The 25,301-nt window shown below is 40.6% G+C and carries 23 protein-coding genes; 15 read left to right on the top strand and 8 right to left on the bottom strand.

Translation table 11 applies throughout. The annotated features are described in order from the left end of the window. Positions 1 to 49: 49 nt before the first annotated feature. The 3 genes from HMPREF3112_RS05550 to HMPREF3112_RS05540 are packed head-to-tail and all read right to left on the bottom strand — an operon-like array spanning position 50 to position 1,442. The gene (locus HMPREF3112_RS05550; RefSeq protein WP_048675714.1) at positions 50 to 382 is read right to left on the bottom strand and encodes a hypothetical protein; all 333 of its coding nucleotides are present in this window, start codon (positions 380 to 382) and stop codon (positions 50 to 52) included. 34 nt (positions 383 to 416) lie between these two features. Beyond that, on the bottom strand, positions 417 to 887 hold the full coding sequence (locus HMPREF3112_RS05545) for an HXXEE domain-containing protein (protein WP_048675715.1): 471 nt from the start codon (positions 885 to 887) through the stop codon (positions 417 to 419). 15 nt (positions 888 to 902) lie between these two features. Next, a complete protein-coding gene (locus HMPREF3112_RS05540; RefSeq protein WP_239682173.1) occupies positions 903 to 1,442 on the bottom strand; it encodes a TetR/AcrR family transcriptional regulator in 540 nt (179 codons plus the stop codon). 133 nt (positions 1,443 to 1,575) lie between these two features. On the opposite strand from HMPREF3112_RS05540, the gene HMPREF3112_RS05535 reads away from it, so the two are divergent. The 5 genes from HMPREF3112_RS05535 (at position 1,576) to HMPREF3112_RS05515 (ending at position 7,058) form a co-directional block, all read left to right on the top strand. Next, the gene (locus HMPREF3112_RS05535) at positions 1,576 to 2,478 is read left to right on the top strand and encodes a cation diffusion facilitator family transporter (protein WP_048675719.1); all 903 of its coding nucleotides are present in this window, start codon (positions 1,576 to 1,578) and stop codon (positions 2,476 to 2,478) included. A gap of 112 nt (positions 2,479 to 2,590) precedes the next feature. Continuing rightward, the gene (gene hemH / locus HMPREF3112_RS05530; RefSeq protein ID WP_048675720.1) at positions 2,591 to 3,685 is read left to right on the top strand and encodes a ferrochelatase; all 1,095 of its coding nucleotides are present in this window, start codon (positions 2,591 to 2,593) and stop codon (positions 3,683 to 3,685) included. A gap of 96 nt (positions 3,686 to 3,781) precedes the next feature. Continuing rightward, positions 3,782 to 4,819, top strand: coding sequence for a zinc-binding dehydrogenase (locus tag HMPREF3112_RS05525; protein WP_048675722.1), 1,038 nt, complete (start codon positions 3,782 to 3,784; stop codon positions 4,817 to 4,819). Positions 4,820 to 5,154: 335 nt separating this feature from the next. Further along, positions 5,155 to 5,946, top strand: a complete 792-nt coding sequence (locus HMPREF3112_RS11655) for a hypothetical protein (RefSeq protein ID WP_239682174.1) — start codon at positions 5,155 to 5,157, stop codon at positions 5,944 to 5,946. 347 nt (positions 5,947 to 6,293) lie between these two features. Next, the gene (locus HMPREF3112_RS05515; protein ID WP_048675724.1) at positions 6,294 to 7,058 is read left to right on the top strand and encodes a nucleoside phosphorylase; all 765 of its coding nucleotides are present in this window, start codon (positions 6,294 to 6,296) and stop codon (positions 7,056 to 7,058) included. A 64-nt stretch (positions 7,059 to 7,122) separates the two neighbouring features. Here the strand turns inward: HMPREF3112_RS05515 and HMPREF3112_RS05510 are convergent, their stop codons facing one another. Further along, positions 7,123 to 7,758 carry an HAD hydrolase-like protein gene (locus HMPREF3112_RS05510; protein ID WP_048675727.1) on the bottom strand — a complete coding sequence of 212 codons (636 nt, stop codon included), beginning with the start codon at positions 7,756 to 7,758 and terminating at the stop codon, positions 7,123 to 7,125. 72 nt (positions 7,759 to 7,830) lie between these two features. Further along, a complete protein-coding gene (locus tag HMPREF3112_RS05505; RefSeq protein ID WP_022496315.1) occupies positions 7,831 to 10,545 on the bottom strand; it encodes a DEAD/DEAH box helicase family protein in 2,715 nt (904 codons plus the stop codon). A gap of 213 nt (positions 10,546 to 10,758) precedes the next feature. Here HMPREF3112_RS05505 and HMPREF3112_RS05500 point away from each other — a divergent pair, with 213 nt between their 5' ends. After that, entirely contained in the window at positions 10,759 to 11,727 is a 969-nt protein-coding gene (locus HMPREF3112_RS05500; RefSeq protein ID WP_037599896.1) for an ABC transporter substrate-binding protein, read from the top strand. Positions 11,728 to 11,771: 44 nt separating this feature from the next. Here the strand turns inward: HMPREF3112_RS05500 and HMPREF3112_RS05495 are convergent, their stop codons facing one another. From HMPREF3112_RS05495 to HMPREF3112_RS05485, 3 genes are all read right to left on the bottom strand, one after another. After that, positions 11,772 to 13,112 (bottom strand): MATE family efflux transporter, encoded by a 1,341-nt coding sequence (locus HMPREF3112_RS05495; protein WP_070438584.1) that lies wholly within the window; start codon positions 13,110 to 13,112, stop codon positions 11,772 to 11,774. A 50-nt stretch (positions 13,113 to 13,162) separates the two neighbouring features. After that, entirely contained in the window at positions 13,163 to 14,707 is a 1,545-nt protein-coding gene (locus HMPREF3112_RS05490; RefSeq protein ID WP_070438583.1) for a hypothetical protein, read from the bottom strand. 175 nt (positions 14,708 to 14,882) lie between these two features. Beyond that, positions 14,883 to 16,541, bottom strand: coding sequence for an Rqc2 family fibronectin-binding protein (locus HMPREF3112_RS05485; RefSeq protein ID WP_070438580.1), 1,659 nt, complete (start codon positions 16,539 to 16,541; stop codon positions 14,883 to 14,885). 268 nt (positions 16,542 to 16,809) lie between these two features. Here HMPREF3112_RS05485 and HMPREF3112_RS05480 point away from each other — a divergent pair, with 268 nt between their 5' ends. The 9 genes from HMPREF3112_RS05480 to HMPREF3112_RS05440 all read left to right on the top strand — a co-directional run bounded on the left by HMPREF3112_RS05480 (position 16,810) and on the right by HMPREF3112_RS05440 (position 25,220). Beyond that, positions 16,810 to 17,610: a TraX family protein gene (locus tag HMPREF3112_RS05480; RefSeq protein WP_070438577.1), complete on the top strand. Its 801-nt coding sequence runs from the start codon at positions 16,810 to 16,812 to the stop codon at positions 17,608 to 17,610. Between the two features lie 132 nt (positions 17,611 to 17,742). Further along, positions 17,743 to 18,291, top strand: coding sequence for a DJ-1 family glyoxalase III (locus tag HMPREF3112_RS05475; protein WP_070438574.1), 549 nt, complete (start codon positions 17,743 to 17,745; stop codon positions 18,289 to 18,291). Between the two features lie 341 nt (positions 18,292 to 18,632). Next, positions 18,633 to 19,406, top strand: coding sequence for a dihydroorotate dehydrogenase electron transfer subunit (locus tag HMPREF3112_RS05470; RefSeq protein ID WP_070438571.1), 774 nt, complete (start codon positions 18,633 to 18,635; stop codon positions 19,404 to 19,406). Between the two features lie 9 nt (positions 19,407 to 19,415). After that, entirely contained in the window at positions 19,416 to 20,372 is a 957-nt protein-coding gene (locus HMPREF3112_RS05465) for a dihydroorotate dehydrogenase (protein WP_070438568.1), read from the top strand. 235 nt (positions 20,373 to 20,607) lie between these two features. After that, positions 20,608 to 21,303, top strand: a complete 696-nt coding sequence (pyrF, locus tag HMPREF3112_RS05460; protein WP_070438565.1) for an orotidine-5'-phosphate decarboxylase — start codon at positions 20,608 to 20,610, stop codon at positions 21,301 to 21,303. 87 nt (positions 21,304 to 21,390) lie between these two features. Then, a complete protein-coding gene (gene pyrE / locus HMPREF3112_RS05455; RefSeq protein ID WP_002885126.1) occupies positions 21,391 to 22,020 on the top strand; it encodes an orotate phosphoribosyltransferase in 630 nt (209 codons plus the stop codon). Positions 22,021 to 22,103: 83 nt separating this feature from the next. Then, positions 22,104 to 23,555: an amidase gene (locus HMPREF3112_RS05450; RefSeq protein WP_048675763.1), complete on the top strand. Its 1,452-nt coding sequence runs from the start codon at positions 22,104 to 22,106 to the stop codon at positions 23,553 to 23,555. A gap of 104 nt (positions 23,556 to 23,659) precedes the next feature. Beyond that, positions 23,660 to 24,508 (top strand): transporter substrate-binding domain-containing protein, encoded by an 849-nt coding sequence (locus HMPREF3112_RS05445; protein ID WP_048675765.1) that lies wholly within the window; start codon positions 23,660 to 23,662, stop codon positions 24,506 to 24,508. 58 nt (positions 24,509 to 24,566) lie between these two features. Next, the gene (locus HMPREF3112_RS05440; protein ID WP_038676047.1) at positions 24,567 to 25,220 is read left to right on the top strand and encodes an amino acid ABC transporter permease; all 654 of its coding nucleotides are present in this window, start codon (positions 24,567 to 24,569) and stop codon (positions 25,218 to 25,220) included. The last annotated feature ends 81 nt before the right edge of the window (positions 25,221 to 25,301 follow it).

Raw genomic sequence — 25,301 nt, 5'->3', positions numbered from 1 at the left:
TAGAATAATAAAAGAGCTCAAGTTTTCATTGATAAAACTTGAGCTTTTTTTATAGTAAGGCTAACAAGATGGTAAGGACCAGAGCGATGCTCATCCGAATCAGGTGGTGGGCTGGGTGGAACACTTCTTTGCGTTTCCCATTCCAATAGGCCCCGTAGCAAATCAAACCACAGCCGATCAGCCAAAGGACTAGAGCGACAATCGGTAAAAAGAAGTAGAGGGTGAGAGATAAGGTCGCAAGGCTACTTCCGATGAGGAGAAATGTATTTCCTAGAGTGTGATTCCCTTTTTTAACTTCAGAAAGAGAAGCCAATAAGTGAAGAAGAGCAAAAGCAAGGGCAAAGAAGACTGTAAAAAAGCCGATAAGAATGTGGAAGAACATAGGGTTTCCTTTCTAAGATATGATTGCCTGAGTACTATTTTTTATGACTGATTTTATGAAGAATCATAAATGATACTTCAAGATTTAAAATAATAACCAATAAGGTAAAAAGAGAGTAACCATAAAGTTTAATTGGAAATTCATTTTTGAGATTGCAAAGAGCAAACAAACTCGTAAAAATGCCCGTCAACAATCCAGGCACATATTTTCGAATAACGACTGTCTGAATCAGATGTCCTAAGACATGGTAGATATAAGCGATTATGATGCTTGCGTAAATGCTATAGTTGTTAAACTGGTAACTAAGATATAGCGATGTCATTAGGATCAGAAATTGCTCCAAGACAATGGCATTGAAAGCAAAAGGAGTGTAATAAGATAGGATTCGATTGTTTGGATACTGGATTGATATTTTTTTGATAAAGGATGGCATCCAAACGATTTCTTCGAGTTCGTGAAGCATGAATAGGGCTGGAAAAAGAAAATAAAATTGCACGATGGACATTGAAGACACGCTTTTCTAGTTAGAACCCACTTTTAAAATCTCCAAATAAAACTGGATGACTTCTTGTTCGGTGTAGGACTTACCTTTCTTCAACCACCAGCTGAGAGTTTCGATGAAATGGCTGACGACCAGGTGTTTGAGGTAGGAGTGAGGGATGGTTGGATGGGCCTTAATCAGTTCGTCGGCTACCATTGGATAGACGTCATGCTCTAGTTCTTTTCGTAGTTGCCGGATGAAATAATCATTTTTAGAGAGCAAGAGACTGGTCACATGGTCTTGATTTTTCTTGAAATGCTGAAAGATATGGGCCAGGTAGTCTTGTGGGGATAGGTGTTCAGCACGCTCAAAGAGATGGTGAAAGAGCTTTTGACAGAGTTCATCTAGCAATAATTCCTTACTCTCGTAATGGCTGTAAAAGGTCGAGCGCCCCACATCGGCTAAGTCAATGATTTCTTGAACGGTGATAGCCTCGTAGTCTTTTTGGTTGAGTAGGTGTAAAAAAGCTTGATAGATAGCTTTTCGAGTTTTGGTGATGCGACGATCCTGTGCTGTCATATGGACACTTTGAACAAACTGTTCAGTAACGTACACCCTAAACAGTTTGCTCCTATCCTTTCTGTTGATAGTAGTGGATAATAGATAATGAACAAGATGTTCATGAATCTATTATATCAGAGGATTTAGGATTATGAAGACTAAACATGCGGTCTGGCTGGCTTTTTTCTTGAATTTAGGCTATGCCATTGTTGAGTTTATTGCAGGAGGAATTTTTGGATCCAGTGCGGTCCTGGCTGATTCCGTCCATGATTTGGGAGATGCTATTGCTATTGGGATTTCAGCCTTTTTGGAGAGCATTTCAAATCGTGAAGAAGATAGCCACTATACCTTGGGCTACAAGCGCTTTAGCCTTTTAGGGGCCATGGTAACAGCTGTGATTCTTATGACAGGGTCTGTTCTTGTGATTTTGGAAAATATAACGAAAATCTTTCACCCACAACCAGTCAATGATGAGGGGATTCTCTGGCTAGGAATCATAGCCGTCAGCATCAATGTGCTAGCGAGCCTCGTCATTCGCAAGGGGCAAACCAAGAATGAATCCATTCTTAGCCTGCATTTTCTGGAAGATACATTGGGCTGGGTGGCTGTCATCCTAATGGCCATTGTTCTTCGATTTACCGACTTGTATATTCTGGATCCGCTCTTATCTCTTGCTATTTCCTTCTTTATTCTGTCAAAAGCCATTCCACGTTTTTGGAGCACGCTCAGGATTTTCCTCGATGCCGTGCCAGAAGGAGTGGATATCCAGCAAGTCAAGAGTGATTTGGAGCAGTTGGAGCATGTGGCTAGTATCAATCAGCTTAATCTTTGGACCATGGATGGCCTGGAAAAGAACGCCATTGTCCATGTTTGTCTGGAGCATGTCAACCACATGGAGGTTTGTAAAGAAGCGATTCGTACCTTGCTCAAAGATTGTGGTTTTCAAAACGTTACCATTGAGGTTGATGAAGACCTAGCCACCCACCGAGCCCATAAACGTAATATTGAGGAGTTGGAAGTGGGTCAAAATCAAGGACATTGTCACCATCATTAAGAAACGTTATTTAAACTCTTAGAGTTTGTGTCTAGGAGTTTTTTTGATACTAAGTTAACTAAAGTAAGCCTTTTCGTGATAAAATAGAACAAACGTGGAACAAGGAGTAATTATGAGTAAAAGAGCTGTGTTGATGATGACTTTTGGGTCCCCAGAAGAGATTACCTATGAAGGAGTAGCGGAATTTTTCACAAATATACGACGTGGAGTTCGTCCCGAACCCCATGAAATTCAGACCTTATATGACCATTACCTACGAATCGGTGGAACGCCGCTCCAAAGGATAACAAAGAAAGAAGTTGACTTGGTAGCTTCCGCTCTTGGAGAACAAGTGTCGGTTTACTTTGCCAATAAATTTTCCCGTCCCTTCATCGCAGATGCGATTAAAGAGATGGAGAATGACGGAATTGAAGAGTGTTTGTGTTTGATCCTAGAGCCCCATTATTCATACTATTCAGTCATGGGCTATGAGAAATTTTTAGAAAGTGAGCAGATTAAGTTCCAAATTATCAAGGATTGGTATCAAGAACCTTCACTTCTCCACTATTGGGCTGATGAAATTCGAAATATTTTAGATCAGATTGGAGACGACAGTTATAAGGTGATTTTTTCAGCCCACAGCGTCCCAGTTTTGGCACTAGATTTTGGTGACCCTTATATCGATCAGATTTATGATAATAGTCGCTTGATTGCGGAGATTTTAGGGCTTGAAGAGGAGCAGTACACCAATACTTGGCAGAGTGAGAGTGATATAGGTATTCCTTGGATTAAGCCTGATGTCTTAGAATATCTGCGAGATGAGAGGGAGCATCCTGACCACTATATTTTTGTCCCGATTGCTTTTATTAGTGAGCATATTGAGGTCCTTTTTGATAATGATGTGGAGTGTAAGGAATTATGCCAGGAGCTTGGTGTGGCCTATCACCGACCTCCTATGCCAAATAGCGATCCTCGTTTAATCAAGGCACTTCTTTCGACAATTCAGTCTCATATAGACGGTGACTATAGTGACTATCAACCTCAGCTGGAGACCTTTGATGAGTTGGAATCTCCATCAAGCACGAGTCAGATTTTGGATGAGGAACAGGATATTCAAATGCCCGATTTCGTCAAGAAATTGATTGCGAAAAAAGGTCGCGAAAATGTCAAAATGCCTTATCTGGTCAAGAAAATGCTAGAAAAGAAGTATGGGAAAAAATATGATTAGTTGCTATTGTTTGAAAGTAATTTGGAGGGCTTGATTTGAGCCAGAGCTTAATTAAAAGTGTATACTAATAGTAACTAAAGAAAAAGAGGTAAACATATGAAATCAGCAGTTTACACCAAAGCTGGTCAGGTTGGTCTAGCAGATATTGATCGACCGCAAATTGAGGCTCCAGATGATGCTATTATCCGCATTGTCCGTACCTGCGTTTGTGGTTCAGACCTTTGGAGTTACCGTAATCCTGAAATCGAAGAAGGACATAGTAATAGCGGTCATGAGGCTATCGGAATCGTCGAAGAAGTTGGTGAGGCTGTCACTACTGTAAAACCAGGTGACTTTGTTATCGCGCCTTTCACTCATGGTTGTGGGGAGTGTGATGCCTGCCGTGCCGGCTACGATGGGACTTGTGACCGCCATATTGGCACCAACTGGTCAGGTGGTGTTCAGGCTGAGTATATCCGTTTCCATTTTGCCAATTGGGCACTTGTGAAAATTCCAGGTCAACCTTCAGATTACAGCGAAGGCATGCTTAAGTCACTTTTGACTCTTGCTGATGTCATGCCGACCGGTTACCATGCAGCGCGTGTGGCTAATGTGCAAAAAGGTGACAAGGTAGTCGTTATTGGTGACGGTGCTGTAGGTCAATGTGCGGTTATCGCAGCCAAAATGCGTGGTGCGTCGCAAATCGTCCTCATGAGTCGCCACGAAGACCGTCAAAAGATGGCCTTGGAGTCAGGTGCGACAGCTGTTGTCGCTGAGCGTGGTGAAGAAGGCATTGCCAAGGTCCGTGAAATCCTTGGAGGAGGAGCGGATGCTGCTCTTGAATGTGTGGGTACTGAAGCAGCAGTTGATCAAGCTCTTGGTGTTCTTCACAATGGAGGCCGTATGGGATTTGTCGGCGTTCCTCATTACAATAACCGTGCCCTTGGTTCAACCTTTGCCCAAAATATCTCAGTGGCGGGTGGAGCAGCCTCAGTTACTACTTATGATAAACAAGTTTTGTTAAAAGCAGTTCTTGACGGTGATATCAATCCAGGACGTGTCTTTACTAATAGCTACAGCTTGGATGAGATTAATCAGGCTTATAAAGATATGGATGAACGTAAGTCTATTAAATCCATTATTGTGTTTGACTAACAAAAATTCTAGTAGAAATCATCTACTAGAATTTTTGTTATATAAATCCCAATCCGGACTTGAAAATTTCTTGGTTTGGGTCATATAAAAATACGTAAAATAAACTTCCATTGCTAAGGTCATCACAGTTGCGATGGAGATGACAATGGTCGGATAGGCAGAAAAAAGAAGGGAAAGTAGGAATCCTATTTTACCTGACTTTTCTTGAAAAGGGTGTTAAAATAAAGATGAAGAATGTAATCGTTTACATTAATTTAGTAATGTTATACAGATATTCAGAAAATGGATTTTACCAGTTGCTAATCTTTCTTTAGTTACATAATGGAGGTAGAGCTATGAAAAAGAAAATCTATCGCATTCTATTCTTGATTCCCTTGCTGCTATCAGTTTTGGTTTTGACGGGTTGCAAGGTGATGATGCCTAGTGATTACATAAAAATTAAGCGAATCATCATCGAAGATTGTAATAAAGTGGGTCTTCATGGTAAAGTTACCATCACTGACTTATATTGGACAGCCTTAGAAATACCAACTTATCATGTATCTTATACCTATTCTGAGGAAACCTACGATGGCCAAACGATAAAATTGGAAGAGAATAATGGGGCTATTCATGAAGACAGCTCACCTGATTCTTATGAAAGTATTAAATTTTTACACTATAAGGAATCTTTTTTGGAGCAGAAATCTGTCCAAAAAGTTGAGAAGAATATTGAAAAACAATTGAAGAAACAAAAACTCGGTATTCCTATTAACTTTTTTAGTTTTCTACCTAACTTCAGTCATGATGAAAAGGAGAAAATACTAGATACAATTGCTTCAGAAAATCTTAAGGAAGGTAAGAAGGACTTTGCAGGTTACTATCAAATTCCATACCAAACCTTGATAGATCAAGAGTTGGTTTATATGACTATTTTTATTGATGGTAATGCATCAGTCAAAGAACAAGATATGAAAGATGTGGCTAAAAAGTTAGATGCTAGTGATCTTCCGAATGGTAAATATAATTTCTTTTATTCTAATACCAAGGATGGGGATCATGATTCAATCAGTTATTCTTTTAAAGTAAAAGATGGTAAGGTCGTTTTTTATGAAGATGAGAATCTAGTACTAGATGATGATGATTAAAGATGAGGAGATGAAGAAAAGTTATAAATTCTATTTACTTGTTATTTTTAAGAATCCTCCTACTCACGAGCCTTTTAAAAAGTGGCTAGGAGAGGTTATTTCAGAGTATTGTGAATAGGTACTTAACATCAGAGGTTTTCGTGAGACAATAAAAGCTGATTGAAATAATCTTTCTTGAATAGAACACAAAAAAGACATATTTCTGACTAAAACAGATTCATGTCTTTTTTTAGGTGTTATGATTTAATAATCTATTTTCCTTGATTATAAGCTAAAATATTTTATGAAATCATATAATCAGTTTGCATTTTTTGATATAATAATTCTTAAAACTTAGGAGGTAACAGATGATACACAAACATGAAATCCCAATTTTAGAGTTTGATGACAATCCTCAGGCTGTGATTATGCCGACCCATGAGGATTTAGGTTTGGACTTGCCGCCTAGGTGTGTTTACGGCTTTTTAGAGGAAGAAGTCGATCGCTATGCGACTTCTGTTGGCGCTGAAAAAGTTGGTGAATTTGTCTCTGCAACCAAAACCTATCCTGTTTATGTCATGACTTACAACGGGGAGGAGATTTGCTTAGCTCAAGCTCCAGTTGGATCAGCTGCAGCTGCACAATTTATGGATTGGCTAATTGGTTATGGTGTAAAGCAAATCATATCAACTGGAACTTGTGGTGTCTTGGTAGATATGCCAGAGAATGTTTTTTTGATTCCGACGAGAGCTTTGCGAGATGAAGGTGCAAGTTACCACTATGTTGCGCCATCTCGCTATATAGACATGAATGAAAAAGCTCTTGGAGCCATTGAGAAAACGTTAAAGCAAAAGAAGATCCCCTATGAAGAGGTCATGACCTGGTCGACAGATGGCTTTTATAGGGAGACACCAGACAAGATTTACTATCGTATTGAAGAGGGCTGTAGCGTAGTTGAGATGGAATGTGCTGCACTAGCAGCAGTTGCTCAATTTCGTGGAGCTATTTGGGGCTTACTTCTCTTTACGGCAGATTCCCTTGCAGATATAGACAATTACGATCAACGAGATTGGGGTTCAGAGGCTTTTGATAAGGCTTTGAAGCTTTGCTTGGATATCATTGTTCAGATGTAATTTTGATTCGATAGACGAAAAAAGAGCATGACTATATAATCGTGCTCTTTTTAGATGTAAATTATTATTTCAAAATATCCCAAAGTTCTTGGGTGGTATCTGCAATAAAATCAGGTTTTTCTGCCAAAAGGGTTTCGTTTTTCCCAAATCCCCAGGTCACCGCTATTGTTTTGATGCCAACCGTTTTTCCACCAATCAAGTCGAACTTGGTATCACCAACAATGACCGACTGGTCTTTAGGTGCTTGATTTTCAGTAATGGCACGCTGCAAGACATCAGCCTTATGAAAGGCAGTAGGAGTAGATCCATAAATGCCATCAAAATATTCAGTAATTCCAAGGTGTTTGCACATCTCCAGAGCAATAGGTTCATTTTTTGAAGTTGTGATAAAGATTTTCTTGCTAGGATCTTGACTAAGCTGTTGAAGGATTTCTTTTATGCCATCATAGAGGTGAGCCTCCAATTGTCCTTTAGTCTCATAATAGTCACGATAAATTTTGACAGCTTGGTCAGCACCTTCTTCGCTAATCTCTTCTTTAAAGGTTACCTCGAGAGGTGGTCCCATAAAGGTACGAATTTTCTGATCACTAGGAACAGGGAGGCCTAGTCTTTCAAAGGTTTGAACAAAACCATTGTGGATTCCCTCAGAACTATCAACTAGAGTACCATCAAGGTCGAAAAAAATGTGTGTGAGTGTCATAGAATTCTCCAATATAGTGTCGTTGGTTTATTATAACATGATAAAAACGGTTTAAGTGGTTAGGTCTATTTATCATTCTAAAGTTGACATAACTTTTTTATGTGTAACGGTACGTTCTTGCTTATTTCCAAGTGCTTTGATACGAGCTTCCAGAAGAATAGGACGACCTTGAACACTTCGCGTATAAATGAGGTTATATTTTCCTACACTTTTTTGGATGTGTCGGAGGAAAGACTCTGCATCTGCCTTACGCTTTTCAAACATACTTGGAACGGCAAAAAATTCGGTTTGATCTTTCACCTTGTGACAAGACTTTAAGATATAGCGTTGATTTTCGATAGGAGCGAAAAACTCAGTCAAAGCCTGAGCAAAGATTTCTTTCTCCCTCATGGTAGCACCCTTGAGATAGATAGCGTTATAAATCGCCTGTTTACTATCTTTTACCACTCTAGGAGCAGACTCTTCAGTCTCAATCTGACCTGAATCAAGAAGGGCTTGGTGGATAGCTTTACCAAAAGTTTCCAAACGTTTATAGGGACTCCTATAGATAAAATATCTTCCCCAGAAGACGGCCAGTAGAAGAAGCGCAAGTAATAATATCGGTAGACTATGAACAAACGGCTTTCCAACAATAAAGTATCTTGTTACATCAATGATAAAATAAGTGGCAGCAAAGGCTTGGAAAATAAGAAAGGCCTTCATCCAATCATTAAGGTATGCTAACGGTAAAAATTGTTTGTCGACTTCAACCTCATTAGCAACTTCCATGTCTTCGTTAAGCGGTAGAGCTTCTTGCCAACGGTCCTTAAGCTCCTGACGTTTTTGAGAAAGTGTAATGGCATTTTGATTAAGTTTTTCTAGACCCTTTTGACTAAAAGTTATTTGATTGAGGTCAAGGCGATCAATGCCTGATTCGATAGTGAGCTCTGTATAATGCAGACCTAGAAACTGTGTCATACGCCTATCTAACAAGTCTAGGTCAGGACTAAGTCCATATAACTGTAGCTCTAATGTCTCGTCATATTTTTCTTCGGCATTTTGAATTTCAAACCATTTCTTTGGTGATAAATTAATAGAAACTAAATGCCAGATATTACTCGTTTTATTAGGATTATCAGGCCAGACACGGATGGCACGGCCTCGCATCTGATTGCTTAGCATGAAACTTCCAACAAAACTAGCTAAAATAAGTGAGTTAACACAAGGTGCATCCCAACCTTCGCCCAATAAAGACTTTGTCCCAATAATCACTTGGATATACCCATCTTGGAAAAGCTGAGTAAGGGCTGTAACCAAATCATGATAGGAACCAGAAATACTGACCTTAAGATAGTCCTCTTGGCTCAACTGTCCAATAACATCATAGGATAAACGAGAATTAGGAATGAGTCGCTCTAGATGTTCTTTAGCTGAAGTTGGAATAATCACTAAACTTCCTGTCAATACAGCTACAGGTACTGTCCAAGACTGTTCAATTATTTCTCTACGAATAGATTCAAAGTAAGAGAGAACACCTAGTTGAGTAAACTGTGCATTGTTATCACCTAGATGAATTTGAAAATCCTTACGTATAAAGTCTGTCAAAACAAGTTGACGAAGATTACTTCCTAGAGCCTGGTATTCTGCCTTAAAAATATCTCTAACAGCATTGAGTTTTCCCAATGATTGATTGAGCAAGACATCTTGCTTCTTATTCCGGATAAGTTTAACTTGATTTCTTTCGATAAGACCGTTTGCTTTCAAGTCACTTTTCAATTGGTTTAAGGCTTCCTCAGTAAATCCAAACCAATTTGGAACCTGAAAAATAATGCCATTAAGCAAGGTTTCAAACCACTCAAGCGTAAAAGTTGGCAAGGTTTTTGCAGCGAGAAGTTCTTGAAAACGTTGAGGAAAAGGTAATTCTTTAGACCGTAAAAAAATCAGAATAGCGGAAAGATATTTAGGATTAGCCAATAGGTCATCATCGCTAATTTGGTTTCTTAGTGCCGGACTAGACTGAATGGTGTTTGAGAAGTTCATATCTGTAGACAGTTTAGTTAGAAAGTTAAGTTTCTGCTTTTCAAACTGATCTAATTGTGTTCGTTCTTCCTTAGTTGGAAAGGCGAAGTAGACATAGTCCTGGTGAGGACAGAGCGTCCCTTCCTTAACCAGTTCAGGCACTGTAATTTCTTCATCAATCTCACCACACATGCTGATGTAACGCTCCCAAAGAGCAGGTTCTCCTTCGTATGGAGGGGTCGCTGTCAAGGAAATCATCTTAATTTTAGGAAAGGATTTACGAAAAATCTCTAAACTCTTCCACCATTCATTTCTTAAATGATGGCACTCATCCAAACAAAGAGTCCCTAAATCTTTATCCTCAAATGTTTTTCGGATATCGAAATCTTGAAAATTAAAATGCTCTTGTTGAGCTGTATCATCTGTGTCTTCGATAAGACTATCACCAACAACTTGGTTCATGGCACTATGTAATGCCTGATAAGTCGCAACCGTAATCATTTTAGGCCTCTTTAAGTCTTGTGAAATGAGTTGTTCTGCTTGGTTAGCATCACTTAAAAAAGCTTGTTTGATCCGGTCCACCCATTGTTGGCGGATAGTAACTGTCGGAACTAGAATTAAAGTTGGATTACCAAAACGCCGTATGAATTCAATTCCTAAGGTCGTTTTTCCAGAGCCAGGAGCAGCGACCAAGTGAATCTTTCCATCATCCATAAAACTTTCTGATTTATCAAGAACACGTTGTTGATACTGTCGCCATTGTCCTTTAAATGAAAGCTGATCTAACATAATTTCCCTCCAATGTTACCTATCATTATAACACAGTTCAGATAACTAAAAGATTGTTATTAGGGTTAAGCATCCTAATGTAGGATTGTTTGAAGTATCAAAACAATATAATCAAAAATATAGGCTTGAACGAATCAATAAGTGATTGACATTAAAGAAGTTTTAAGATAACTTTAAAGTAACGATTTAATCCGATCTTATCGAGGAGTTGTCATGAAAAAAATAAATCTTCTTTATTTATTAGCTATTATGGCCATCATTTCTGGTCTTTTACTGTATTACTTGCCAGACATGACGTCTGGACATAATGCAGAGTCAAATAAAACAAGTCAGACTTTTAAGGAGAAGACGATTGTCCATGATTTTGGTACGACAGAGTTGAAAAAAGCTCCAAAACGTATCGTTATCCTCGACAACCTCTATGGTGAAATCTTGGATCCTCTCGATATCACTCCTGTAGGTGCGACAACTGGTCGAGCTGATAGTCAAGAATTTTCAACTCTCTTTAAGAAACAATACAAGGATGCAAAAGTGGTTTCAGTTGGTTGGCAGGGCAATCCAGATTTGGATAAGATTGCTGAGTTAAAACCTGATTTAATCCTTATGACAGGCGAGCAGGAAGACCTCTACGAGGAGCTGTCTGAAATTGCACCGACTGTTGGCTACCAAATCAACACCGATGAAAATTGGGACTATCATGAAACCTCTCTTAAGGTGGCAGAAATCTTTGATAAACGTGATGAGATGAAGAAGGACCTCGATAGATTGGATGCTAGGGAGGCCGTTTTCGCGGAGAATGTCAAAGCCAAGTTTGGCAACCAAAAACTCATGTATCTGCGCGTGACTGACAATGACATCCGTTATTATGCTTACGGGCATTTTGGTTATCTCTATGATACTTATCATTTCAATCGAGCGGAAACCTTCAATCCAGATGATATGTTCCAAGTTATCGATCCAGATAAACTAAAAGACATTAATCCGGACCTCCTGATTGTTCAAGCAGATTCTCAAGAACTCCTAGATAACAAACTTAAAAATAGCCCTGTCTGGACTAGCCTTAAGGCTGTTCAAAATAACAAGGTCATCTATGCTGATTACTCAACTTACATGCTGGGCTTTGGGATTGTCTCCCAAGAAGCTATTATGAAACAAATCTCTGATGAATGGGGATTAAATTAAACTAAAAACGACCATGACGGTCGTTTTTTTATGTTCAAAAAAGTTTAAGTGACAAACAAGCGTTTAATATGTTTTCTTAAGGCAAAATAGAGCTGAATGGTCATGGGGATCCAAATCAAGGGCTCGCATAGGATAACGCCAAGATAGCCCATAGAAGGAATGACCAAAAGAACAAAAAGAATTTTTCCCAAAAGCTCAATGAAACTAGAGGTTAAAGGTGTCAGTTTCTTACCTAGACCCTGCAGACTATTTCTAAAGATGAAGAGCATTCCTAAAATAGGATAAAAGAGAGAACTGATACGAAGGTAGCGACTAGCATTATCAATAATCACAGCATTATCTGAACCAGAGATAAGACTAGCTAAGAAGGGGCTTGCTACATAGAGGAGGACACAAGCTATGACAGACCAAGTTATAGAAACAAGACAAGATTGCTTTAACCCAGCTACTATGCGCTTAAACTGTTTGGCACCGAAGTTCTGAGAGGTAAAGGTGGTCACCCCAGCAGCAAGTGAGGTCAAAGGGAGAACTGCGAAAGACATGATACGCCTTGCTGCAACCTGAGCACTGATGATAAGAGGTCCAAAACCGTTAATGGCATATTGTAAGGTCACAGTCCCAATCGAAACAATGGAATTCATAAGTCCCATGGCCATTCCTTGTCCAAAGAGGTCCAAATAAAGACTTGAATCAAGAACAAAGTCTGACTTGCTTGGTAGAAGGAAGGTCACTTTTTTCTTAATATAGTACAGACAGAGGATAGCTGAAAGTCCCTGTGAGATAATTGTCGCTAAGCCTGCTGATTGAACACCAAGATGGAGTTGTGTAATAAAGAAAAGGTCTAAAACAATATTGACTAGAGCTGAAAAAATCAGAAAATAGAGGGCGGTAAGACTATCCCCAACCGCTCTGAGGAGTCCTGCACACAGATTATAACCCAAAGTTACTCCAACACAGGAAACAATCATAGAAATATACTGGTAAGATTGCCCGATAATAGAAGAGGGCGTTCCTAAAAATCTAAGCAAAGGATAGAGACCAAAATGTCCTAGAATCATAACCAAGGCACTTAAGCCTAGACCGATGACAACAGTGGCCGCCACAGACTGTCGAAGTTTCCTGTAGTCTTGAGCACCATAGTAACGTGCGATAACAACACCCATACCATTTCCAACGCCAAGAGCAAATCCGATAACTAAATCAAAAATAGCAGAAGAAGCTCCCACAGCAGCCAAGGCATCTGGACCTAGAAAACGACCCACAATCATGACATCCGCAGTATTGTAGAGTTGCTGGAAAATATTGGATATCAGAATTGGTAGAGCAAAGATTAAAAGAGACCTCAGAATTGGGCCTCGTAAAAGATCAACTGACGCATTTTTCATAGACTTATTATAGCAAGATTGTAATTGTGAAACAATGTTAAAAAGCCATCCTAGGATGACTTTTGCATATTTTTTAGATAGCGGCTAAGTATTTGTGTCATATGATTGTAACCCGCCGCAATCATTGGAATTTGTAAGTAAATATAAGGTAGGGTGTACTGGCTCTTAGTCTCTGATATGAGGTGAAAGAGGATGCCACCGAAGAGATAAAGGAAGGCATAGAGGCCCAGTGTTGCTCCATCTCCCATTCGTTTATAAGTGAAAGCATAGTAGAACGCACCACCAAGATATAGGACTAGGAGATAGCCTTGCATATAGGTCACAAAAAAGAGATGCAGGGTCCCATCGTGATAGATAGAGGTCGCAAACCTATTCCACAAAGGCTGAAACTTGTCTTTACTTGGACCGTTCCAGATGGACTGGAAGCTTCCCTCTGTCCAGGAGCTGATAAACTTGGTTCTGAAAAACCAACTGGCCTCATCGGGATGTGATAGGAGGTATTGAACACGCTTATCAAAAAGATGATTGGCGCTTTTTTCAATCTTTTCGATATTGCCCTTTTTCTTAGCGTAAATGTCACGGACATAACCGGTATACCATCCTGGCATTCGTTTAGAATCGGGTTTGTCCTGTAAGCCCATGGCCAACCAAGCAATCTGAGGTGTTCCAGAAATTTTTTGATGAGTGGTAATCTCATAGTAACTGGTTGTCGCTTTATGCAAGCTCATCGGAAAGGCAAAGAAAGCCAAAACCAAAAGTAAATAGCGGTAACGTTTCTCTCTGAGAGTCATTAGTATCAAAATACCAGATAATGCAATAATGAGAATAATATTATTGCTTCTTACCCAGTAAGCCAATGATAGCATGACCACCGAAAGAATCGCATTCCTAGCCTTACCACGCCTTAAGTAACGTAGAAAGAAGAGAATGGCAAAACTAGAAAAGAACAACCCATACATGAGCCCGTAAGCAAACATAATGTTAAAGACTAGAGGCAAGAAACCGAAGCTCATGATGACAGCCAAACGACTGACTAACGGTTTCGTAAACAGTTCATCCGTGATTTTCCATGTCGCATAGTTCATACCAATGACCATGCCAAGATTCAATACATAGAAAACCGAGATGACCGGCAAAGGAATCAGATAGAGAACCAGGCGTTCAAAACTAAGCAATCCCAACTGATGAGGATAGCGGTAGAAGTAGGCTCCTGGTTTAATTAAGGAGAAGTTGCCAGCATTAAACTGGACCGCCCCTTTAAAGACAGTACCTGCATCGTCTCGTCCAGCAAAACTCGTCAGAAAAATCAAAAGTAGGCCAAAAATCATAAAGCAAACGGAAAAAAAGATGAAAATCTGCTTTGTTGTCAGTTCCTTTAAGATTTTGCGCCAGAGAAGTGTCAAAAGCAGAATGACACCACCTGAAACATAAACATACCAGGGCACGCTACTAATCTCTGCCCACTCAAAGTATCCCGTCATCATGGTCGTGCGAATGAGCAAAGCAGTCACAAATAATATGCCGAAGACTAAGAGCCCCACATAGCGCCCTAACCATTCTAAAACAGAACTCGTATATGACATAAGAGCCTTCATACTGAAAGTCTCCTTTAATATTGGTAATTACCCTTATAGTTTATCATAGTCGTCGGAAAAATGTAATGAAAACTAGAAGAAAAAATCATTCATTTCTGAAACTAACCTACTTAGTTTACGACATAGAAAAACTCTCTTGTATCAGCAACAAGAGAGTTTGATTTTATAAAGTAGTTTACTTCATCCTCATGCTATCGATTTTTTCTTCAGTCGGTGTGACACGTAAGGTCTTTTGCCCAGTATAAGTTACAAATCCAGGCTTACCAGCCGTAGGTTTGTTGAGTTTCTTCACATCAATCATATCCACTTGAACCAAGTTTGATAGACGAGCCTTAGAATAGTAGGCTGCCAATTCAGCCGCATCGGTCTTGACATCGTCAGTTGGGTTAAGATTGTCCTTGATGACCACGTGACTACCTGGGATATCCTTGGCGTGGAACCAGAGCTCCCCTTTTTTAGCCATCTTGAAGGTCAACTCCTCATTTTGCAGGTTGTTACGACCAACCATGATAATGGTCTTGCCATCAGAAGCTAAATACTGTTCAGGTTTCTTACGTTTGTGACGTTTGTCAGTTGAACGTCGCTTCATAAACCCAGCCTGAACAAGCTCCTCACGAATATCTTCGATTTCATCCATATTGGCTTGAGAAAGACTGAATTCAACACTTTCTAAATAATCAATGGTCTGTTTGGTTTCCTCAATCAAACCAGTCAAGTGCTTAACAGCTTCCTTGAGTTTCTGGTATTTCTTGAAGTAACGCTGCGCATTTTGGTTAGGCGTTAGGGCCACATTTAGGGGAATTGTAATCTTTTCACCAGTGTAGTAGTTGTCTAGCTCGACACTATCCTTGTCGTTTGGCACCATGCTAAGGTAGGTGGTCAACAGTTCACCTTTTTGACGGAACTCCTCAGCATTTTCAGTCGCTGCAAGCTCTTTTTCCTGTTTAACAAGCTTTTTCTTGTTTTTTTCCAGTTCATTTTGCACGCGGTGGATCAAATCACTAGCCTGTTGTGCCACACGGTCACGCGCCGCCTTGTCCAAGTAGTAGTAGTCCAAAAGGGCTGACAAGGTTTCAAACTCAGGTTGGTCCTGACTATCAGAGAAGCTTACAGCTGAAAATGCCTTAGCCGTTAAGTTTGGCTCTACTTCACGATTGAAGAAGGCACGGAAATTCTTGAGTTTATCAGTTTCAAGTAAGGCTGACAATTCATTGGCCGTGTCACGCCCCAAACCTTGGAAAAGTTTTTGAAGGTTTCTAGCTGACAAATCCTCAGTCTGTAGGATTTCAAAGAGTTTTTCGTCTGGTATATCGAAAGGATTCTTGGCGTCGGTCTTAGGAGGAGCAATATAGGCAGACCCAGGCAGAATAGTGCGGTAACTATTTTGTGAGAAACCAACATGCTTGATAGACTCGATGATTTTGCTCTCGTTCTTGTCAATCAGGATAATGTTGGAGTGTTTCCCCATGATCTCCATAACAAGAGTAACCTTAACGCTGTCACCGATTTCGTTTTTGTTAGAGACGGAAATCTCGAGAACACGGTCATTTTCCAGCTGCTGGATATCCTCAATAACCGCTCCCTGAAGGTATTTCCGCATAATCATGGTATAAGTGTTTGGATTCTGTGGATTTGGCAAGTCAGCCTTGGTCGTCTGAATACGCCCAAAAACAGGGTGAGCCGAAAGCAGAAGCTTGTAATTCTGACGATTGTTACGAATGGTCAAGACCAACTCACGCTCAAAAGGCTGATTAACCTTCTGGATACGCCCGTAAAGCACCTGCTCACGCAACTCAGCCGTCATATGATGAAGAAAAAAGCCGTCAAAAGACATGGTGTACTTCCTTTCTTTATATTGTCAATAATCGTTTTTTTAATTGTGATAAAGCATAAAACGCCTATCCATTATAGCATAAAGCCTCTAGAAATGCTTGGGATGGGTAGTCGGAATTGAGTTTGTTATTATTATGAACCATTCTTTATTACAAAAATTGTTCCGCTAAAATAGTTAAAAAGTTATGTCTTTTATTTCCATGAATACCTTTGAATTTATATCTGACTTGTGGTATCATTTAATATGCTGAAAATTAAAGGAGCATTAAATGAACGATATTAAAAAGATATGCAATGCGACTAATTTGAAATACCTAGCTGTTGCACTTATGTTTTTGGACCAAATCTATCAGATGTTCGGGAGTATGGGGGCACCTATATGGTTGACGATGTTGGGACGCCTGTCTTTCCCAATTTTCCTCTTTCTTGCTGCTGATAGTTTTCACTACACTCATGATCGTATGGCTTTTCTCAGGCGTCTGCTTTACATGAGTTGGTTTATGATTATTGGCAACGCCATCATTGGTAGTATTTTTCATAATGGTAGTATCGGTTTAACCAACAATGCCTTTTCAACCTTCTTTATCACTGGGATTTTTATTTGTTCTTGGGATTTGTTGGCTAAGGGGCTTCGCGATAAATCGAACAAGGAGTTGATTCAAGGGATTGGTGTCTTTCTCTTGCCGATTCTTTCGTCTATTCCAGTTGTGATTCTTGCAGGCATATTTGAAACGCCACATGCAAACCCAATCGTTGTGCAGATTGTTGCCTTTATCTTGTCACTTGTTCCAAGTATTATCATGGTTGAGGGTGGCTTTGTGATGGTTATTCTTGGGTTGCTATTCTATATTTTCCGTACCAATCGAATCGCTCAAATTATTGTCTTAGCTGTTATTTCAGTGATTGCCCATCTCTTTGATCCGACAGGTGTGCAGTGGATGATGGTCTTTGCTGCGATTCCTATGTCTTTCTATAACGGTGAGCGTGGTAGTGGTAACAAGAATTTCTTCTATATTTTCTACCCAGCCCATATTTATCTCTTGTGGATCCTAGCAAGTTTGTTTAGATAAGATAACAAAGACAGTCCTTGTGCTGTCTTTTTTCATGCTCAAAGTCCGTTTTTATGGTTTGTTTCCTGCTTATAAAACTGCTATAATTTAAGGCGTAATAGAATCATGTGATAAGTCAATTGGAGGTATATCATGACAAAAGTAGCAGTAGTATTTGCGGACGGATTTGAAGAAATCGAAGCCTTGAGCCCAGTGGATGTCTTCCGCCGAGCAGGATTTGACTGTAGCATGCTTGGACTTGAAAGTGCGTCAGTAACTGGCTCACATGGAATCCAAGTCGCTATGGATGGCGTATTTGATGGCAATTTTGCGGATTATGACTTGGTGGTCCTTCCTGGAGGTATGCCTGGATCAACTAACCTACGCGACAACGAAACTTTGATTGCCTCTCTTCAAGAGGCTGCAAAAGCTGGAAAATACGTTGCTGCCATTTGTGCTGCACCAATTGTTCTCGAACGTGCTGGTCTTCTTGAAGGGCGTAAATTCACATGTTTCCCTGGCGTAGAAGAACAAATTGCATCTGGCGAGCATCAAACTGACTTGGTAGTTGTTGATGATAATATTGTCACAAGTCGTGGTGCCGGAACAGCATTAGCCTTTGCTTATGCCTTGGTCGATCTGTTGGGTGGTGATGGTCAGCAGTTGGCTCATACTATGGTTTACGACAGATTGTTTAAATAATGTTTTTTAGGGCTCTTGTTCAAGAACTCTAGCACCTCTTGTTAGGAATGTTGACAATTTATATATCCCTATGAGATGATAGAGAACGTATCTAACAGAGGGCCTAGTTATAGGCTGGAGAGACCTTAGCTTAATTTTATGAGCTTTGGTTTTTTCTTTTCTCCTTTGACATCCGTCTTGAAAACGGTTATAATAATCACAAAATAACCTTTAAATGAGTCCAGAGAGGCTTGAAAGGTCGGACAGAGTGAAACAGCAGGGGATTTCCTGTGATTTTTTGTGCGACCTTGCCATGTGGCGAGGTTTTTTTGACGACAGTTTACAGTTTAGAAAGGGTTGTCATGATTTTAGTTGAAGATTTAACCATTGTAAGTCAGCGTGAGATTGCACCTCGTATTTTCGAGATGGTGCTTCAGGGAGAGATGGTTGCAGATATGCAGGTTGGTCAGTTCGTCCACCTCAAGGTGCCAGACCCAAGTAAGCTCCTTCGTCGTCCGATTTCTATCTCAGAGATTGACTACGACAAGAAAGAGGCAACTATTGTCTATCGTGTGGAACGTGAGGGGACAGCCATACTGTCTAAGATGGTAGCTGGTCAAACCATTGATACTATGGGCCCTCAGGGAAATGGTTTTGATATTTCCGTTGTCGATGCTGGGCAGAAAGCTCTCCTTGTTGGTGGAGGTATCGGTGTGCCACCTTTGGTTGAGACGGCTAAACAGTTGAAGGCTAAAGGTGTGGAAGTCGTGTCTGTGATTGGTTTTGCCAATAAGGATGCCGTCATCTTGGAGGACAAACTCAGAGCTTGTGGTGATGTTTATGTGACCACTGATGACGGTTCATACGGTATCAAGGGTTACGTTTCGACGGTTATTGATGGTTTCGACTGGACTCCAGATGCCGTTTACAGTTGCGGAGCTCCAGGTATGCTTAAATATGTCGATAGCAAGTTTGAAAATCATCCTCATGCCTATGTTTCTATGGAAGCTCGCATGGCTTGTGGTATGGGCGCTTGCTATGCCTGTGTGGTTCACGTTAAAGGAGAATCAGACGCCAAAAATCTTCGTGTTTGCGAGGAAGGGCCAGTCTTCCCTACCGGAAAAGTCATCGTCTAGGAGGTTCCTATGTCAAAGATTAAATCAGAAAATCGTTTAGCTATTAGCCTTCCAGGGCTCGATTTGAAAAATCCTATTATTCCAGCATCAGGTTGCTTTGGTTTTGGGCAAGAGTACGCCAAGTATTATGATTTGGACAAACTAGGCTCTATCATGATTAAGGCAACGACTGCCAACCCACGCTTTGGTAATCCAACACCCCGTGTGGCAGAAACACCATCGGGCATGCTCAATGCCATTGGCTTGCAAAACCCTGGTGTTGATGCTGTCTTGTCAGAAAAACTCCCTTGGTTGCAGGAGCATTATCCTGATCTGCCAATCATTGCCAATGTGGCTGGGTTTTCTAACGAAGAATATGCGGAAGTTTCCCACAAGATTTCCAAAGCCAGTAACGTCAAAGCTATCGAGCTTAACATCTCCTGTCCAAACGTGGACCATGGCAATAACGGCCTTCTTATCGGACAAGTCCCAGAGCTTGCCTATGCAGCAGTAAAAGCTAGTGTCTCTCACTCTGATGTGCCCGTCTATGTCAAACTGACACCGAGCGTGGCTGACATCACGAGTGTCGCCAAAGCAGTCGAAGATGCCGGTGCGACAGGCTTCACTATGATTAACACCTTGGTTGGTACACGCTATGACTTGGCTACTCGTAAACCAATTATTGCCAATGGTCAAGGGGGCATGTCAGGGCCAGCTGTCTTCCCGGTAGCCCTTAAACTTATCCGTCAAGTTGCTCTAGCGTCAGACCTTCCAATCATCGGTATGGGTGGCGTTGACAGTGCTGAAGCGGCTATCGAAATGTTCATCGCTGGTGCCTCAGCCATCGGTGTTGGAACAGCCAACTTCGCAGATCCATATGCTTGCCCTAAAATCATTGACCGTCTCCCTGAAGTCATGGACAAGTATGGCATCACAACACTTGAAGACTTGCGCAAAGAAGTTCGAACAGACTTGTTGGGGAAATAGAATAAGAATAGCTTCTTTAAGGAATTTAACAAAGGTATAATTACTTTCATCCCCCTTTGACAATCCTATATAAAAGCGCTATAATAGAAAAAATTGAACTGAACCTTTAATCGAGTCCAGAGAGGCGAGAAAGGTGTACTGAGATGCTACGGCATCACTAAAGGGTAGGGACTGCCCTATTTTCGTGCAACCTTCGCTGACTGGCGGAGGTTGTTTGTGTGAAAGGATATAAGAAATGAGAGAAAATCGTCCTGTTATTGCCCTTGATTTCCCGACTTTTGAGGATGTGAAGGCTTTCCTTACTAAGTTTCCTGCTGATGAAAAGCTCTATGTGAAGATTGGTATGGAACTTTACTATGCGGCTGGTCCAGAGATTGTACGCTACGTTAAAGAGCTTGGTCATAGTGTTTTCCTTGACCTTAAGCTTCACGATATTCCAAATACTGTCAAATCTGCAATGCGTGTCTTGTCTAATCTTGGCGTTGATATGACTAATGTGCATGCGGCTGGTGGTGTGGAAATGATGAAGGCTGCGCGTGAAGGCTTGGGTGATGGTCCAATCTTGATTGCTGTAACTCAGTTGACCTCTACCTCTGAAGAGCAAATGCATGATTTCCAAAATATCCAAACGACACTTCAAGAATCAGTGGTTCATTATGCTAAAAAGACTGCTGAAGCAGGTCTTGATGGTGTTGTTTGCTCAGCACACGAAGTCGCAAAAATCAAAGACGCAACAAATGAAGATTTCGTTTGTTTGACACCTGGTATTCGTCCAGCAGGAGCAGCAGTTGGTGACCAAAAACGTGTTATGACACCTGCCGATGCTCGCCAAATTGGTTCAGATTACATTGTTGTAGGTCGTCCAATTACACAAGCTGATGATCCAGTAGCAGCTTATCATGACATTAAGGACCAATGGAACGGTCAATAAATTTTCAAAAAGACCTTATTTCATAGGAAAATAGATGGAATTAGGTTATAATAAAGAATAGAAAACGCTTTACGGAGGATAATAATTATGACATTAGCAACACAAATCGCATCTGACTTGCTCGATATCAAGGCTGTTTACCTTAAACCTGAAGAACCATTTACATGGGCATCAGGAATCAAATCACCAATCTACACAGACAACCGTATTACTTTGTCTTACCCAGAAACTCGTACACTTATTGAAAATGGTTTTGTTGAAAAGATTAAGGAAGAATTCCCTGAAGTAGAAGTGATTGCAGGTACTGCAACTGCTGGTATTCCTCACGGTGCGATTATCGCTGACAAGATGAACCTTCCATTTGCCTACATTCGTAGCAAACCAAAAGATCACGGTGCTGGTAACCAAATCGAAGGTCGTGTGGTTAAAGGCGAAAAAATGGTTGTTGTTGAAGACTTGATTTCAACTGGTGGTTCAGTACTTGATGCTGTAGCAGCTGCAGAGCGTGAAGGGGCTGATGTTATCGGTGTTGTGGCTATCTTCACTTATGAATTGCCAAAAGCTGAGAAAAACTTTGCGGATGCTGGTGTGAAATTGGTTACTCTTTCAAACTACACTGAGTTGATCAAAGTCGCTAAAGTTCAAGGCTACATCACAGCAGATGGACTTCAACTTTTGAAAAAATTCAAAGAAAATCAAGAAACTTGGCAAGACTAATTATCAAGATTTAAGGCGGAACGTTTTAGGCGTTTCGCTTTTTTTAGTATAATTTAGGAAAAGATAAGCAGGGAGAGTAGAAGATGACAATTAATGAGAGGTCAGATGCGACGGCAATGGCTGAAGCCGTGCAAAATAAGATGGTCAGTCCCCAAGAACTAGTGGAGGCTACCATTCATGAAGCAGAGAGGACGAATCCTAAACTCAATGCTATCGTCAGTCAACGCTACGATAAAGCATTGAAAGAAGCAGAAACTAGAGACTTTTCAGATAAACCATTTGCTGGAGTTCCGATTTTTCTAAAAGATTTAGGTCAAGAGCAAGCTGGTGAGCCGTCAACAGCGGGTTCTCGCCTATTTACAAGTTATCATGCAATGGAAACAGATAATTATGTTAAGAAACTTGAGGAACTGGGCTTTATTATTTTAGGGCGTTCTAGTACTCCTGAGTTTGGCTTCAAAAATATCAGTGATGCTCAGATTCATGGTCCTGTTAATTTGCCTGACGATGTGACACGAAATGCTGGCGGGTCAAGTGGTGGTGCGGCAGCTCTTATAAGTTCTGGCATTTCTCCCTTGGCACCAGCTAGTGACGGTGGAGGCTCTATCCGTATTCCAGCTTCCTTTAACGGACTTATCGGGCTAAAGCCTACAAGAGGACGGATTCCTGTCGGTCCTAGTTCTTTCCGTGGCTGGCAGGGAGCCTCTGTCCAGTTTGCTTTGACTAAGACTGTACGCGATACAAAACGCTTGCTCTATCACATGCAGACGTGTCAGATGGAAAGTCCCTTTATTCTACCGAAGCTTAGCAAAGTGTCTTTAGAAGAACCAGTTAGACCTTTGAAGATTGCTTTTTCAACTGTCTCTCCTATTGGTGGTATGGTGTCAGAATCTGCTATTGCGGCGACAAAAAAGGCTGCTAGAGTATTAGAAAGTCTAGGGCATCATGTGCATGAAATCAACGACCAGCTCTTGAATGGGATTGAAACTATGCAGTCTTACTACATCATGAATAGTGTCGAGACGGCTGCTATGTTTGATTCCATAGAGGCTGGTTTAGGACGGAAGATAACCTTTGAAGATATGGAGTTGATGACTTGGGCTATTTTCCAATCTGGGCAAAAGATTCCTGCTAAAATTTACTCTAAAATCCTTGCCCAGTGGGATCAGTATAGCCATCAGATGGCGAAATTTCATGAGTCTTACGATATTCTTCTGACACCAACAGTTGCGGATGTGGCACCTAAGCATGGACAGTTTGCCCTCTCTGAAAACTTACAAAATCAACTCAAACATATGGCTGATTTTGACTGGCCAAAGCAACAGGAACTTATTTGGGAAATGTTTGCGGATAGCTTAGATTGGACACCTTTCACGCAACAAGCAAACCTGACGGGACAACCATCAATTTCTTTACCTGTCTATCGGGATGAGCAAGGTCTTTCACTTGGAGTTCAATTAACAGCTGCTAAAGGAAGAGAGGACCTCCTCTTACACTTGGCCCAACAGATGGAAGAATGTTCGGTTTTTAGCTAGACATTCTCATTTTCAGTTCAATATTTTGTGAACCCCTTTCAAATAGTGTAGGCTAAGATTATAAGTTTTTAACTTAACTTCATTTTTTAAGGAGAGACACATAGATGAAAAAGAGATTTTTCGCCGTATTTAGCCTAATTTTGGCTGCGGTCTTTTTGGTTGCCTGCTCGTCACAGAGTACAGGTGAGAAGAACTGGGAAAAGATTGAGAAACGTGGGAGCATCAAGGTTGCGACTGCTGGAACTCTTTACCCTCAAAGCTACCACGATGATAAGAATAATCTGACTGGTTATGACGTTGAGATTCTCAAAGAAGTTGGAAAACGTCTTAAGTTGAAAATTGAATTCACTGAGATGGGCGTGGATGGCATGCTTACTGCTGTAAATAGTGGTCAAGTCGATATCGCCAACTACTCACTCGAAGACGACAACAAGAATGTCAAAAAATTCTTGCGTTCTGAACCATACAAGTATTCATTCACTTCTATGGTAGTTCGTGAATCAGATAACTCAGGAATTTCTTCATGGAAGGACCTTAAAGGCAAGAAAGCAGCCGGTGCTGCAAGTACTAAATACATGAAGATTGCCAAAAAAATGGGTGCTGAACTCGTCGTCTATGACAATGTTACCAATGACGTTTATATGCAAGACTTGGTAAATGGTCGTACAGACGTTATCGTCAACGATTACTACTTGCAAAAGATGGCAGTAGCTGCTATCAAAGATAAGTACCCTGTTAAGATCAACGATGGTATCTACAGTAACCCTTACTCAACAAGCTTTACTTTCTCATTGAAGAATAAAACCCTTCAAGAAAAAGTTAATAAAGCTATCAAAGATATGAAGAAAGACGGTACCCTTACCAAGATTTCAGAGAAGTTCTTTGCTGGTCAAGACGTTACAAAGAAAACGAAAGTTGACTACACTGAGATTGACATCTCTGACGTTGAATAATATGAGCGATCCAATTGGATCGCTTATTTGCTAAAGAAATGTTTAGAAAGATAGACTTATGATTATTGATTTTTCACTGATTCTAAAAAGCATTCCCTATGTCCTATCAGGTTTGCCCTATACTTTGGGGATTTCCCTTTTAAGCTTTATGGTGGGGAATGTATTTGCCATCATCCTTGCCTTTATGCGGATGTCGCAAAAACCTTGGTTGAAATATCCTGCCCGTGTTTATATTTCCATCATGCGTGGGGTCCCTATGTTGGTCGTCCTCTTCATTCTTTACTTTGGTCTGCCTTACATTGGTGTTCAGCTGCCTGCCCTTCTTTGTGCCTTTATTGGTTTCTCATGTGTCAGTGCCGCTTATATGGCAGAAATTTTCCGTTCATCCATAGCTGCAGTAGATAAGGGGCAGTGGGAAGCCGCTCGTTCTCTTGGCCTTCCTCAGAAATCTATTATCCGTCGAATTATCTTACCTCAGGCCATGCGTATAGCAGTAGCCCCACTTGGTAATGTTATTATTGATATGGTTAAGAGTTCGTCATTAGCTGCTATGATTACAGTGCCTGACATTTTCCAAAATGCTAAGATTATCGGTGGGCGTGAGTATGACTACATGTCAATGTATATCCTAATCGCCCTTATTTACTGGACTTTGAGCTTTACTTTTGAACTGCTTCAAGGTTATCTAGAAAAACGTTTAGCTACCTATTGACTTTTTTGAAAGAATTGTTTGAATATCTAATAAAATATTGAAGTTTATTTAATTCTAATCTTATAAATGTGGTATAATAAA

Origin of the sequence: Streptococcus sp. HMSC10E12 (assembly GCF_001807855.1) — a bacterium.
Taxonomy (GTDB): Bacteria; Bacillota; Bacilli; order Lactobacillales; family Streptococcaceae; genus Streptococcus; species Streptococcus salivarius.
This window is presented reverse-complemented; position numbering and strand designations above follow the sequence as displayed.